11 protein-coding genes and 1 riboswitch are annotated in these 12,936 nt (G+C 60.5%); of the genes, 5 read left to right on the top strand and 6 right to left on the bottom strand.

All coding sequences use genetic code 11. From position 1 onward, the window contains the following. Positions 1-62 precede the first annotated feature (62 nt). Positions 63-614: a cytochrome b gene (locus QK296_RS10705; protein WP_034116206.1), complete on the top strand. Its 552-nt coding sequence runs from the start codon at positions 63-65 to the stop codon at positions 612-614. A gap of 32 nt (positions 615-646) precedes the next feature. Continuing rightward, complete coding sequence (locus QK296_RS10700) at positions 647-1,246, top strand: YceI family protein (protein WP_282390898.1); 600 nt, start codon at positions 647-649, stop codon at positions 1,244-1,246. 146 nt (positions 1,247-1,392) lie between these two features. Here QK296_RS10700 and QK296_RS10695 read toward each other — a convergent pair whose 3' ends face one another. The 5 genes from QK296_RS10695 to ahcY form a co-directional block, all read right to left on the bottom strand. Further along, entirely contained in the window at positions 1,393-3,276 is a 1,884-nt protein-coding gene (locus tag QK296_RS10695; RefSeq protein ID WP_003194998.1) for a DEAD/DEAH box helicase, read from the bottom strand. A gap of 222 nt (positions 3,277-3,498) precedes the next feature. Next, positions 3,499-4,302 (bottom strand): transporter substrate-binding domain-containing protein, encoded by an 804-nt coding sequence (locus QK296_RS10690; RefSeq protein WP_094773905.1) that lies wholly within the window; start codon positions 4,300-4,302, stop codon positions 3,499-3,501. Between the two features lie 63 nt (positions 4,303-4,365). Continuing rightward, positions 4,366-5,448, bottom strand: coding sequence for a hypothetical protein (locus tag QK296_RS10685; protein WP_282390897.1), 1,083 nt, complete (start codon positions 5,446-5,448; stop codon positions 4,366-4,368). 79 nt (positions 5,449-5,527) lie between these two features. Further along, positions 5,528-6,373, bottom strand: a complete 846-nt coding sequence (gene metF, locus QK296_RS10680; protein ID WP_003194992.1) for a methylenetetrahydrofolate reductase [NAD(P)H] — start codon at positions 6,371-6,373, stop codon at positions 5,528-5,530. A gap of 178 nt (positions 6,374-6,551) precedes the next feature. Next, the gene (ahcY, locus tag QK296_RS10675; RefSeq protein WP_003194990.1) at positions 6,552-7,961 is read right to left on the bottom strand and encodes an adenosylhomocysteinase; all 1,410 of its coding nucleotides are present in this window, start codon (positions 7,959-7,961) and stop codon (positions 6,552-6,554) included. 21 nt (positions 7,962-7,982) lie between these two features. Beyond that, positions 7,983-8,089: riboswitch (S-adenosyl-L-homocysteine riboswitch) on the bottom strand. Between the two features lie 199 nt (positions 8,090-8,288). On the opposite strand from ahcY, the gene QK296_RS10670 reads away from it, so the two are divergent. The 3 genes from QK296_RS10670 (at position 8,289) to QK296_RS10660 (ending at position 11,672) form a co-directional block, all read left to right on the top strand. After that, positions 8,289-8,693 (top strand): hotdog domain-containing protein, encoded by a 405-nt coding sequence (locus QK296_RS10670; protein ID WP_003194988.1) that lies wholly within the window; start codon positions 8,289-8,291, stop codon positions 8,691-8,693. A 100-nt stretch (positions 8,694-8,793) separates the two neighbouring features. Further along, positions 8,794-10,713, top strand: a complete 1,920-nt coding sequence (locus tag QK296_RS10665; RefSeq protein ID WP_034133968.1) for a patatin-like phospholipase family protein — start codon at positions 8,794-8,796, stop codon at positions 10,711-10,713. Between the two features lie 71 nt (positions 10,714-10,784). Then, complete coding sequence (locus QK296_RS10660) at positions 10,785-11,672, top strand: formate/nitrite transporter family protein (RefSeq protein ID WP_003194983.1); 888 nt, start codon at positions 10,785-10,787, stop codon at positions 11,670-11,672. Here QK296_RS10660 and QK296_RS10655 read toward each other — a convergent pair. Beyond that, the gene (locus QK296_RS10655) at positions 11,666-12,925 is read right to left on the bottom strand and encodes a sodium:proton antiporter (protein WP_034133967.1); all 1,260 of its coding nucleotides are present in this window, start codon (positions 12,923-12,925) and stop codon (positions 11,666-11,668) included. The genes QK296_RS10660 and QK296_RS10655 overlap by 7 nt on opposite strands. Between the last annotated feature and the right edge of the window lie 11 nt (positions 12,926-12,936).

Below are 12,936 nucleotides of genomic sequence, written 5' to 3'. Positions count from 1 at the left end.
TTCCGCTTTAATTCGATAGGTAAAGCGCTAGTCTTGGGCACAGTTCTTACGGGATTAAGTACATGCAGCTACGTAATTCGCCGGCCCGCTATGGTTGGGTCAGCATGGTTCTGCACTGGGGCGTAGCCCTGGTGGTGTTCGGTTTGTTTGCCTTGGGCCTGTGGATGGTCGGTCTCGATTACTACAGCGCTTGGCGCAAAGATGCGCCCGACTTGCACAAGAGCATTGGCATCACGCTGTTCGCCATCATGCTGGTGCGGATCGTCTGGCGCCTGGTCAGCCCGCCGCCGCCACCGCTGGCCAGCTATAGCCGCATGACGCGGATCGGTGCCGCATTTGGGCACGCGTTCCTTTATGTTGGGCTGTTTGCCGTGATGATTGCCGGTTACCTGATTTCCACCGCAGACGGTGTCGGTATCCCGGTGTTTGGCCTGTTTGAAATTCCTGCCGTGGTTTCCGGTCTACCGGACCAGGCAGATACCGCGGGTTGGGTACACCTGTACCTGGCCTGGGTGTTGGTGGTCTTCGCCGGCTTGCACGGCGTGGCGGCACTGAAACACCATTTTATCGATCGTGATGCGACCCTTACGCGAATGCTGGGACGCAAAGCCTGATGTTCAACCTCGACTCACAAGGAATAGAAAGCATGTTGAAAAAAACACTCGCTGCGCTGGCAATCGGTTCTGCACTGCTGTCCGCAGGTTCGGCGATGGCCGCTGACTATGTGATCGACAAGGAAGGCCAGCACGCCTTCGTCGATTTCAAAATCAGCCACCTGGGCTACAGCTACATCACCGGCACCTTCAAGGACCTGGACGGCAAGTTCAGCTTTGACGCTGCCAAGCCTGAAGACGCCAAGGTGGAAGTGAATGTTCGCACCGCCAGCGTGTTCTCCAACCACGCCGAGCGCGACAAGCACGTCACCAGCAAGGACTTCCTGGATGCGAGCAAATTCCCTGATGCCAAGTTCGTCTCCACCAGCGTCAAGCCAACCGGCAAGAACGCTGATGGCAAGCAGACTGCCGATGTAACTGGCGACCTGACCTTCCACGGCGTGACCAAGCCTGTTGTGGTCAAGGCCACGTTCCTTGGCGAAGGCAAGGATCCATGGGGCGGCTACCGTGCCGGCTTTGAAGGCACCACCTCGATCAGCCGCAAAGAGTTCTTCCCGGCTGGCATGGACGTAGGCCCACAGTCCGACGCTGTTGAGCTGTACATCACCTTTGAAGGTGTGAAAGCGAAGTAATGCTTCGTATGTAGGAGCGAGCTTGCTCGCGAAGGCCGCAAGTGCACCGCGTTAAACCGGGATGCCCGCGTTATCGTTGACGACCTTCGCGAGCTAGCTCGCTCCTACAGGCAAAAAAAACCCGTATCTCGCGATACGGGTTTTTTTTATGCCTCGCGGTTGCGAGTCAGCAGCGCTGGTTTCTCACCACGAGGACGGCCTGGCAGTTGGTCCAACTGCTCAGGTGTCGGGAAGCGATCTGCTTTCGACTCCTTGTGGATGATCTTCGGCGCCGGGCCACCGCGCGGGTTTTGTACCGCAGGCTCGGACGAGCGAGGCTGATCGTCACGGGCCGGGCGGCGGTTGTTGCTGCGCGAGTCTTCGCGACGGGCCTGGCCGTCACGCGGTGCGCCATTACGCGGGCCGCTGCGCTTGGCAGGCGGGGTACCGGTGGTGCCGCCGCTGCTGTTGCGCGGGGCGTTCTGGCGACCGCCCTGTGGCTGGCCGCTACGTGGAGCGCCTGCGCCCTGGGCCGGAGCCCCTGGACGACGGCCACGGCCCTGGGCTGGTTTGGCCTGGGGTACGTAGTCGACGCGGTTACCGAAGTTATCGATATCGTCGTCAAGGAACTCGTCCGGGGCACGGTCGGCCGCGGCGCGTGGTGGCTGGCTCGGCTGGCGCTGTTCGCGGGCCGGGGTACCTTCACGGGGCTTCTGCTCACGGGCCGGGCGTTCGCCACGGCTGCTGGTCGCGGATTTTTCCTTGCCCTTGTCCTTGCCTTTGTCGCGACGACCACCGCCACCACCGCCGCCGTTCGGGCCATCGCCTTTGGGGCCGCGTGGGTTGCGAGGGTTGCGCACATCCGGACGCTCGCGCGCTTCTGGCTTCTCGGCCTCCACGGCGCTGGCATCGAAGCCCATCAGGTCGCCATCGGCGATTTTCTGCTTGGTCATGCGTTCGATGCTTTTCAGCAGCTTTTCTTCATCCGGCGCGACCAACGAAATGGCCTCGCCCGAACGACCGGCACGGCCGGTACGGCCGATACGGTGCACATAGTCTTCATCGACGTTTGGCAGCTCGAAGTTGACCACGTGTGGCAATTGGTCGATATCCAGGCCACGTGCGGCGATATCGGTAGCGACCAGGATACGCACGGTACCGGCCTTGAAGTCGGCCAGGGCTTTGGTGCGCGCGTTCTGGCTCTTGTTGCCGTGGATGGCGACGGCGGTGAGACCGTGCTTGTCCAGGTACTCGGCCAGGCGGTTGGCGCCGTGCTTGGTGCGAGTGAACACCAGCACCTGTTCCCAGGCACCGTGGGTGATCAGGTGCGCCAGCAGCGAGCGCTTGTGGCTGGCTGCCAGGCGGAACACGCGTTGCTCGATACGCTCGACCGTGGTGTTCGGTGGCGTGACTTCGATGCGCTCGGGGTTGTGCAGCAGCTTGCCAGCCAGGGCGGTGATGTCCTGGGAGAACGTTGCCGAAAACAGCAGGTTCTGACGTTTGGCCGGCAGGCGGGCGAGGACCTTTTTCACGTCATGGACAAAGCCCATGTCGAGCATGCGGTCGGCTTCGTCCAGCACGAGGATTTCCACGTGGGACAAATCGACGCTGCCTTGGCCGCACAGGTCGAGCAAACGACCTGGGCAGGCTACCAGTACATCGACGCCACGGGACATGGCCTGAACCTGTGGGTTCATGCCGACGCCGCCGAAGATGCAGGCGCTGACAAACTTCAAGTCGCGGGCATACAGCTTGAAGCTGTCGTGCACTTGGGCGGCGAGTTCGCGGGTTGGGGTCAGGACCAGTACACGCGGTTGGCGCGGGCCGTGACGTTGGGATTTGTCCGGGTGACCGTTGGGAAACAACCGCTCCAGGATCGGGAGGGCGAAACCGCCGGTTTTACCAGTACCTGTCTGAGCCGCGACCATCAGGTCGCGACCTTGCAACACGGCGGGAATGGCCCGCTGTTGCACCGGAGTAGGCTCGGTATAGCCCGCTGCCTCGATGGCGCGGACTAAAGCCTCGGAGAGACCGAGGGAAGCAAAGGACATGAGTAATCCTGTTTTAGTTAGGGCTTGGCCCAAAGGGATAATCTTGCCGGGCGTGAATGGCGCTTAGGGGAGCGCAACCCCGTCCGGTCCTGCTGCGTCTGGCGGGCACTCCACCGGCTCGCGCGGGCCGCAAAGCTGCGCAGTAGCTGGGTTGGGTGCCGTTTTCAAGACCCGAGCGGCCGGGCGTAAGCCTGGCGGAAAGGCCGCAGTATAACAGAGCAATCACTGCGCGCTGCTTTCCTGCTGCTCAACGGCGTGTTCGGGAGGTGGTATGGGTGCCGTTTGCTCCTGCATCCGGCCATATTTAGCACTCAAGGTGGCATAGGCCGGCTCTTGCTTGAAGCGCTTGAGCTCGGCGGCAAAGCGTTGCACCAGCAGGTCCATGCCTGCGCCACGGCGTACCGCAAGAAATTGCTGCTGGCGACTGACCACCACCGACGCCTGGCTGACCTTACCTTCCAGGCCCAGCGCCTTGATCACGTAGTGCCCCACGCGCCGGTCAGTCACCACCATATCGACGCGCCCCAGCATGAGTTTGCCAAAATTGGCTTCATGGCTGGGTGCAGGTTCACGCTGGAAGGTGTTGGACCCACTGAACGCGTCGCCATAGAGGTAGCCGGGGGAAACACCGACCGTCAGGCCACGCAGGTCGTCGAGGGTGGCGGCGGGGTGGGGGCGGTCGTTGGCATAGAACAAGACAAATTCGACTTCCGACAACGGCTCACTGGGATAGAGCAGCAAGGCGTCGCGCTCCTGGCTGTGGAAAATATCCAGCGCGCCGTCGGCGTGGCCCTGCTCGAGCATCGCCAGGCAGCGCTTCCAAGGCAGGAACTGCCATTGCACCTCCACCCCCAGGCGCTGGAACACGATCACCGTGGTTTCATAATCCAGGCCGGCCATGACGCCGTTGTCTTCGTAGACATAGGGTGCCCAGGGTTCGGTGACAATGCGCAGTTTCTCGCCATGAGCGGCCAGGCTCAGGCAAGAAAACAACACAGCGGTGAACAGCTTGAAGAAGACGGGCATACCCTGAGGTTACGACGCTGTCCACAGAAAGAGAAGCTCTGGCACGCGCATTGGCGGGCGGTCTTACTTCGCGGGAGCGTTCAGCAGGTGTTCGTGGATCGCGGCGCGGCGCTCACCCAGAATCAAACGCACCACGGGGTTGGCGAACCAGTGTTCCAGCTGGTGGGCATCAAGCGGGCGCTTCTGGCGTTCTTCCTGGTTTTGTCGGGCCTTGTCCCACCAGACCGGGCCGCAGGCCTGGTCGAACTCGTTTTCGTGTTCGTAGCAGCCGTAGAGGATTTCGCGGATGAACTGTTGCTGGTGCTTGGGCAGCAGCAGGGTGATCAGCTTGTACATCAAGCGCTGAAAACGCGGCGGGCGCGGCAGGTGCGAGGAGACCTGGCGCGTATCGGCCAGGGCTTGTGCGCTGGTGGGCGCGCTGGCGTGCTTGGCGATCCACGCCTTGACCTTGGCCCGGAACAGCTGTTTGCGGCTCCAGTAATGGTGGATCAGGTCCGGGCACTCGCGCACCTTGACGGTGCGGTAGGCGGCGATGGACAGGCAGAACTCTTCAAGGGTGTACGCGCCCTGGGCATGGGGAAACAGTTCATCCATCAACTCGATGGAGCGGTCGAGGATGTGCGCATCCTGTTGGGTCAGGCCCATGACGCCGGAGTTGAGGGTCATCATGTCATCGTCAGCCACGCCCATGTCCAGCAGGCGCTGGCGTAGGGCGGTGTACAGGATGCTTTCGTGGTTGTCGCCGTATTTGGTGTAGAAGGCGTTGCACAGCAGGGTGCCGGGCTGTACGCGTTCTAACAGGGCCATGGGCGAATGATGGAAGAAGGTGTCAGTGTCGATGAGCAGTGCCACCGGGGATTCTTGCAGCACCTGGCGCAGCACTACGTGTTTGGTGCGAAAGTGATAGCCGTGGGGCTCGCTCCAGCGTTTGCGGGTGGCCTCGTCCAACGGTCGGACGCGCACCGGCAGCAAGCGATAAGGCTCGGGGTTGTCGCTGAATACCTGAATGTCGATGTTCGCGTCCGGCGTGTCCTGCAGGAACGCCAGTGCGCTGGCGATGCTGAATACCGCTTCCTGATGGTAGGTGTCGGCGCCGAAGACCAGGTAGACCAGTTGCGGGCGGGACGTCGGGGGCACTGTATTCATGGACTGCGGGGTTCCGTGGGTAACGTAAAACGACAAAGGCCCTCGTCAGAACGAGGGCCTTGGCACAACTGGGCAAGCGTTAACGTGGCAGCTTGAGGTTGTTCCAGATGGCAAGGCTGGGTTCAGCCTGGTTCAGGGTATAGAAATGCAACCCTGGTGCACCACCTTGCAACAATTGCTCACACATCTCGGTGATGACCTGCTCGCCGAACGCCTGGATGCTTTTGACGTCATCGCCATAGGCTTCCAGTTGCTTGCGCACCCAGCGAGGGATCTCGGCGCCGCAGGCGTCGGAGAAGCGCGCCAGCTTGCTGTAGTTGGTGATGGGCATGATGCCCGGCACGATGGGAATGTTCACGCCCATCGCCCGTACACGCTCGACGAAGTAGAAGTAGCTGTCGGCGTTGAAGAAATACTGGGTGATTGCGCTGTCGGCGCCGGCATTGGCCTTGCGCACGAAATTCTGCAAATCATCTTCGAAATTACGCGCCTGGGGGTGCATCTCCGGGTAAGCGGCCACTTCGATATGAAAGTGATCACCACTTTCTTCGCGGATGAAACTCACCAGGTCGTTGGCGTAGCGCAGCTCACCGCTGGCCATGCCCATACCCGATGGCAGGTCGCCACGCAGCGCAACGATGCGCTTGATGCCGGCGGCTTTGTATTGGGTCAGCAGGCTACGCAGGTCGGCCTTGCTGTCGCCCACGCACGACAAGTGCGGAGCGGCGGGAACTTTGACTTCACTTTCCAGCTGCAACACGGTGTTGATCGTGCGATCACGGGTCGAACCGCCAGCGCCGTAGGTGCAGGAGAAGAAGTCAGGGCTGAAGCTGGCCAACTGCTTGGCAGTGGTCATCAGTTTTTCATGCCCAGCATCGGTCTTGGTCGGGAAGAACTCGAAGCTGTAGCGACGGTCTTGGGACATGGTCATACCCTTGGAAACTCGAAAGCCTGGAAGGCATACGCAATCGATGCGGGTGCCTGGCTTTCTGTGGGAGCTGGCTTGCCTGCGATAGCATCAGCTCGGTGTTACTGGAACACCGAGGCGTCTGCATCGCGGGCAAGCCCGGCTCCCACAGAAGAGCCGGCGCCAGCAAGGTCGATCAGTAGCGGTAAGCGTGCGGCTTGAACGGACCTTCAACCGTCACGCCGATGTAGTCGGCCTGGGTCTTGGTCAGTTGAGTCACCACGCCGCCGAAGCCGCGGACCATTTCCAGGGCCACTTCTTCGTCGAGTTTCTTGGGCAGTACTTCCACGGTCAGGCGCTCGGCTTTCTGGGCTGGCGACAGGTCGGCGTACTTCTGTTCGAACAGGAAGATCTGCGCCAGCACCTGGTTGGCGAACGAGCCATCCATGATGCGGCTTGGGTGACCAGTGGCGTTGCCCAGATTCACCAGGCGGCCTTCGGCCAGCAGGATCAGGTAGTCATCGTTCTGTGGGTCGAAATCACCAGCGCCGGTACGGTGAACCTTGTGTACCTGCGGCTTCACTTCTTCCCATGCCCAGTTCTTGCGCATGAAAGCTGTGTCGATTTCATTGTCGAAGTGACCGATGTTGCAGACAACGGCGCGCTTCTTCAGGGCCTTGAGCATGTTCGCATCGCACACATTCACGTTACCGGTGGTGGTGACGATCAGGTCGATCTTGCCCAGCAGGGCTGCGTCGATGCAGGCGGAGGTGCCGTCGTTCTGGCCGTTGATGAACGGCGAAACCACTTCGAAACCATCCATGCAGGCTTGCATGGCGCAGATCGGGTCAACTTCGGAGACCTTGACGATCATGCCTTCCTGACGCAGGGACTGGGACGAACCCTTGCCCACGTCACCGTAGCCGATCACCAGGGCTTGCTTGCCCGACAGCAGGTGGTCGGTGCCGCGCTTGATCGCATCGTTCAGGCTGTGACGGCAGCCGTACTTGTTGTCGTTCTTGCTCTTGGTCACCGAGTCGTTGACGTTGATGGCCGGGATTTTCAGCTCGCCCTTGGCCAGCATGTCCAGCAGGCGGTGTACGCCGGTGGTGGTCTCTTCGGTCACGCCGTGGACGCGGTCGAGGATCTGCGGGTACTTCTTGTGCAGCAACTCGGTGAGGTCGCCGCCGTCGTCAAGGATCATGTTGGCATCCCAAGGCGCGCCATCTTTGAGGATGGTTTGCTCCAGGCACCACTCGTACTCTTCTTCGGTCTCGCCTTTCCAGGCAAATACCGGGATACCGGCGGCAGCGATAGCGGCAGCGGCCTGGTCTTGAGTCGAGAAGATGTTGCAGGACGACCAACGCACTTCGGCACCCAATGCAACCAGGGTTTCGATCAGCACGGCAGTCTGGATGGTCATGTGGATGCAGCCGAGAATCTTGGCGCCCTTGAGCGGCTGCTCAGCGGCGTACTTGCGACGCAGGCCCATCAGGGCTGGCATTTCGGATTCGGCGATAAAGGTTTCGCGACGGCCCCAGGCAGCCAGGGACATATCGGCGACTTTGTAGTCATTGAAATCAGCAGGCGTCATTACAGCGCTCATAGAGAGCCTCCATTCGTAGGGTGCGAATGGGCGCCGTTGTGCGTTTAGTATCAGGCCAGGGCAACCAGGCCGGACAACGCCCCATCCGAGCCTGACAGGTTGAACCTGCTGCAGCGCCCCTCGGACAGGTGGCGGGAGAACGGTATCAATCGAAGATGACCGTTTTGAAGCGGAGGCGATTATAGCCGTGTCAGCGGCACTTCCCAAGCCTTTCTATCCGGCGGCATGAAGATCGCTCATGGGCCTGATAGCTAATGGCTCATAGAGCTTGGGCCCTGGCTCTGCCATGATGTTGCCCATCATTTGGCAAGACGCTTTGGAGTGATCATGAACTTCCACACCCGCAAATGGGTAAAACCCGAAGACCTCAACCCCAACGGCACCCTGTTCGGCGGCAGCTTGCTGCGCTGGATCGACGAAGAAGCGGCCATCTACGCGATTGTCCAGCTTGGCAACCAGCGCGTGGTCACCAAGTACATCTCGGAAATCAATTTTGTCAGCGCCTCGCGCCAAGGCGACATTATCGAACTGGGCATCACCGCCACCGAGTTCGGCCGCACCTCCATCACCCTGACCTGTGAAGTGCGCAACAAGATCACGCGCAAAAGCATCCTGACCGTGGAAAAAATGGTCTTCGTCAACCTGGGCGAAGACGGTTTGCCGGCGCCCCACGGTCGCACCGAGATCAAGTACGTGAAGGACCAGTTCAAGGACGACAGTCTTCCCGAGTAACAACTGCACGGCGTGATTTGCGTTACCAAATCATTCCACATGGATCTATCCGAGGCTCTCTCATCACTCAGGCCTACACCCTGTAGAGAGAGCCTCGTGTATGAAAGTCTCCAGTTCTGTTGTAGAAAACCAGCGCCCTCTGCCTCGAACCACCGACCAGGATGTAAAGACGCCTCCGGTCAAAGGTGTGGGCGAGCGCAACCTGAGTATTTATCGTCACAGCGATGGACGTGTGGAGGTGGTGCTGTCACCGCCGCCGCCTGCTCACTTGGTGCTCAGTGGCGGTGGCGCCAAGGGCATCGCCTTTCCAGGCATGGTGCAGGCGCTTGAAGAGGCCGACAAACTCAAAGGCGTCAAAGTGGTTTCCGGCTCTTCTGCCGGCGCGATTTCCGCAGCGCTGCTCGCCAGCGGCATGGATGCCAAGGCCTTTACGCAACTGTCGAATAACCTTGACCTGCCCAGCTTGCTCAATAGCAAAGACCCGGTCACTGCGTGGTTGCAGGAGGCCAGTTCCCAGATCGGCAAATACGTCGGGAAAGTGCCAGGGCCGGCGGGTAATATCTCTCAACTGCTGCTGACGTTGCTGCCGCGCCTGCAAACCGAGGGGCAGCCGCTGGAAGACTTGATTCGTAATGAATCACGTAAGTCTATTCTCGCCCATATCGCGGGCATGCCAGCGGCAAACCGACCGCCCGAGGTCACGGAAATTGCCGACCGGCTAAGCGCTGGCGCAGGGCCGACGTTTCGCGACTTGGAAATTTTGAGCCGGCATATTCCGGCGATCAAGCAACTGAACATCACCGGCACGGGCATGTTCGATGGTCGCCCGCAGTTGGTGACATTCAATGCCAGCCTCACACCGGATATGGATATCGCCCGCGCCGCGCTTATTTCGGGGGCGCTGCCTGGGTTGTTCAAGAGCCCTTCCGAACAGGGCCACGGGTTTCAGGCTGCTTCAGAGGTCACGGCGTTTCAGGACGGTGGTTTGCTCCTCAATACCCCGGCGCCAGGCATTATTGAGCGTTCTTTCCCGGAAAGCCCCCTGGGCAAGGACGAAGCCCTGATCGTCAAGTTCGAGTCTGACAAACCATCAGCCCCCCCAAAAAGCGGAGGTTTTTTCAGCTCTCTGGTCGACACGATCACCGGCACGCCACACACCGCGGCTGAAAGCTATCAGGATGACCGGCTCAAAGAGTTTTCGGAGCAAACGGTAACGCTGCCACTGAGCTCGGGCAAAGGCGACTTTCGCGGCCTGCTCAATGGCACCGTCAACTTCACCATGACCCCTGAGCAGAAACAGCATTTGCAGTCCCAGGCCCGCCAGGCGGTGTCAGGGCATCTGCAAAAACGTGAGCTGGAGCGTGAGCGTCATGAATTCCCCTCGTTGAACGACGCCGTGATGGCGATGGATGATCAAGTGCTCGCCAGCGTGCAGGATGATCTGCAAAAGGACCCGGCCGGCGCCGAGGCGTTGCGTTTTCGCAAGGACGCACAGCAGGCGTTACAGGCGTTGGACACTGCGATTGCCGAGGCGAATCAATCCAGCACGTCGCTGGTGATTACGCCAAAAATAGCCTCGGCACTGCGCAATCTAGACGCCCTCGCTCGTAGGCCCGAGGATATCGAATGGCTGGGCAAGCGCCTGAATGCGCCAGGCCAGCGCAATTTTCAGCAACTGCTGCAGGTGGGCGCCAAACTGGCGTCGGGCAATGGCTCAGGCATGTCCAAGGTGTTAACGAGCGCCGTTGGCGAAATGCAAAGACGCGATATTGGGGTAAAGGCAGAGAATTTTATCCGCGAAGTCATTTATCCCTCGCTATACCGCCCTGGCCAGCCGGCTGCCAACGTAGAGTTATTGCAACGCGCGGTGCGTGATTTGGGCGAGGCGACGACGCCAGCGGAGTTTAACCGTGTGCTTGATGGCATCGTCAAACACTACCGGGCGCGTAATAAACCCTGGAGTACATCCTTGAGCTCTACCACTGTGGAGCAGGCCAAGGCCTGGCGTATTCCGGTTTAGTTGCGGTGCCACTGAACAGCCATCGTCGCGGCGTGTCGTAGCTACAGGCACCCCTTGGACTCTGGTACATCATGGCCACTCAAGCAGACGGCAAGACCCCCAACCTGTCGCAGGAAGAGCAGCAGGACGTTGATGACAACCAGCCGCCTCGCGCGGCTGTATTACACGAAATTATCCGTACCCAAGGCGATCAGGAGCTGGAGCGCAATGTGGCCGCGCTGTGGTGGTCGGCGCTGGCTGCCGGCCTGACCATGGGCCTGTCGCTGATGGGCATGGGCCTGCTCAATTCGCGGCTGCCGGACGGTGAGGAATTCAAGGTGATCGCCAGCTTTGGCTATTGCGCAGGCTTTCTCGCGGTGATTCTTGCCCGTCAGCAATTGTTTACCGAAAACACCCTGACTGCCGTGCTGCCGGTGATGAGCAAGCCGACCCTGGCCAATGCCGCGCGCTTGTTACGGCTGTGGACGGTGGTGCTGGTGGGCAACCTGTGCGGTACTTTGCTGGTGGCCTACGTGATGCTGCACCTGCCGATCTTCGATACCAAGACCGACCTGGCCTTCCTCGAGATCGGGCGCAAGGTCATGGAGAACGACCCCGCGCAGATGTTCGCCAAGGGCATCGTCTCCGGTTGGATGATCGCCACCATGGTCTGGATGATCCCGTCGATGGAGAGCGCCAAGCTGTGGATTATCATCCTGATCACTTACTTCATGGCGCTGGGCGACTTCACCCATATCGTCGTCGGTTCAGCGGAAGTGTCCTACCTGGTGTTTGCCGGCGAGTTGCCGTGGAAGGATTTCTGGCTGGTCTTCGCCGGGCCGACCCTGGCCGGCAACATCATCGGTGGTAGTTTCATCTTTGCGCTGATCAGCCATGCGCAGGTTCGCAGCGAAAGCAGCCTGCCAGGTAAAAAGGCTGCGGATCCGAGGCATCCGCAGCAGATCAACAAGGGTCAGTGATGCTCAGGCGTGGCCTGGGGTTCGCCCCGGGTCACGTGCTTGACCAGCTTGCCGATGCTCAACCCCTGCAACAGGATCGAGGACAGCACCACGATATAGGTGATGCTCAGCAACAAGTCACGCTCCGGGCCCAAGGGCAGGGCCAGGGCCAGTGCCACCGAGACGCCGCCGCGCAGGCCACCCCAGGTGAGGATGCGGATTGTGCCGCGTGGCACCGAGCGCCAGCGGCGCAGCAACAGGATCGCCGGCGCCACGGTCAGCAGGCGCGAGAGCAGGATCGCCACGGCCAGCAAACTCGCCGCGAACACGTGCAGCCAGTTGAATGGCAATAGCAGCAGCTCCATGCCGATCAGTGCAAACAGCAAGGCGTTGAGCATGTCATCGAGCAGTTCCCAGAAACCATCCAGGTAGCGACGCGTCATGTCGTTCATCGCCAGCTTGCGCCCCAGGTTGCCGATGATCAGCCCCGCGACCACCATCGCAATCGGCGCGGATACATGCAGTTCCGAAGCCATGGCCGAGCCGCCGATCACCAGGGCGAGGGTCAGCATGACTTCGATCTGGTGCTGTTCGATGCTCTTGATCATCAGGTACACGAGATAGCCGATCAGCCCGCCAAACAGCACACCGCCAATGGCTTCGTGGGCAAACAGCATGGCCGTGGCGCCCACGGTGGGCGTTTCACCCAACTGCGCGATGCCCAGCAGCACGGTAAACACCACCACGGCGGTGCCGTCATTGAACAGCGACTCGCCGACGATGGTGGTTTTCAGCGGTTTGGAAGCATTGGCGGTCCGTAGCACGCCGAGCACCGCAATGGGGTCGGTGGGGGAAATCAGCGCGCCGAACAGCAGGCAGTAAAGGAAGCTCACGTGCCAGCCAAACAGGGCGAAGATGTAGTACGCCAGGCTGCCGATCACCACGGTGGCGATCAACACGCCAAAGGTTGCCAGCAGGCCGATGGGCCAGCGGTAGCTGCGCAAGTCGTTCAAGTTGACGTGCAAGGCGCCGGCGAACAGCAGGAACGACAGCATCCAGTTCATCAGCAAATCGCCGAAGTCGATCTGGCCGATCAACTGCTGGATACGTTCTTCCAGGCCCGGGTAGCCGAGCACGCTCAGGCCTTGCAGGATCAGCGAGAACAGCAGTGCGGTGACCATCACGCCGATGGTGGGCGGCAGGCCGATAAAGCGGAAGTTCACATAAGTGAGCAGGGTGGTGAGGCAGATGAAGGCGGCGACAAGTTCAAGCATCCGGGGTCCTT

This window comes from Pseudomonas sp. AL10, assembly GCF_029960685.1.
Lineage (GTDB): Bacteria > Pseudomonadota > Gammaproteobacteria > Pseudomonadales > Pseudomonadaceae > Aquipseudomonas > Aquipseudomonas lactis.
This window is presented reverse-complemented; position numbering and strand designations above follow the sequence as displayed.

Excerpts from the sequence above, each read along its gene's own strand:
- QK296_RS10655 (WP_034133967.1), bottom strand. The coding sequence starts at position 12,925 with ATGCTTGAACTTGTCGCCGCCTTCATCTGCCTCACCACCCTGCTCACT.
- QK296_RS10660 (WP_003194983.1), top strand. The coding sequence starts at position 10,785 with ATGGCCACTCAAGCAGACGGCAAGACCCCCAACCTGTCGCAGGAAGAG.
- QK296_RS10700 (WP_282390898.1), top strand. The coding sequence starts at position 647 with ATGTTGAAAAAAACACTCGCTGCGCTGGCAATCGGTTCTGCACTGCTG.
- QK296_RS10690 (WP_094773905.1), bottom strand. The coding sequence starts at position 4,302 with ATGCCCGTCTTCTTCAAGCTGTTCACCGCTGTGTTGTTTTCTTGCCTG.
- metF (WP_003194992.1), bottom strand. The coding sequence starts at position 6,373 with ATGTCCCAAGACCGTCGCTACAGCTTCGAGTTCTTCCCGACCAAGACC.
- QK296_RS10695 (WP_003194998.1), bottom strand. The coding sequence starts at position 3,276 with ATGTCCTTTGCTTCCCTCGGTCTCTCCGAGGCTTTAGTCCGCGCCATC.
- QK296_RS10705 (WP_034116206.1), top strand. The coding sequence starts at position 63 with ATGCAGCTACGTAATTCGCCGGCCCGCTATGGTTGGGTCAGCATGGTT.
- QK296_RS10685 (WP_282390897.1), bottom strand. The coding sequence starts at position 5,448 with ATGAATACAGTGCCCCCGACGTCCCGCCCGCAACTGGTCTACCTGGTC.
- QK296_RS10670 (WP_003194988.1), top strand. The coding sequence starts at position 8,289 with ATGAACTTCCACACCCGCAAATGGGTAAAACCCGAAGACCTCAACCCC.
- ahcY (WP_003194990.1), bottom strand. The coding sequence starts at position 7,961 with ATGAGCGCTGTAATGACGCCTGCTGATTTCAATGACTACAAAGTCGCC.
- QK296_RS10665 (WP_034133968.1), top strand. The coding sequence starts at position 8,794 with ATGAAAGTCTCCAGTTCTGTTGTAGAAAACCAGCGCCCTCTGCCTCGA.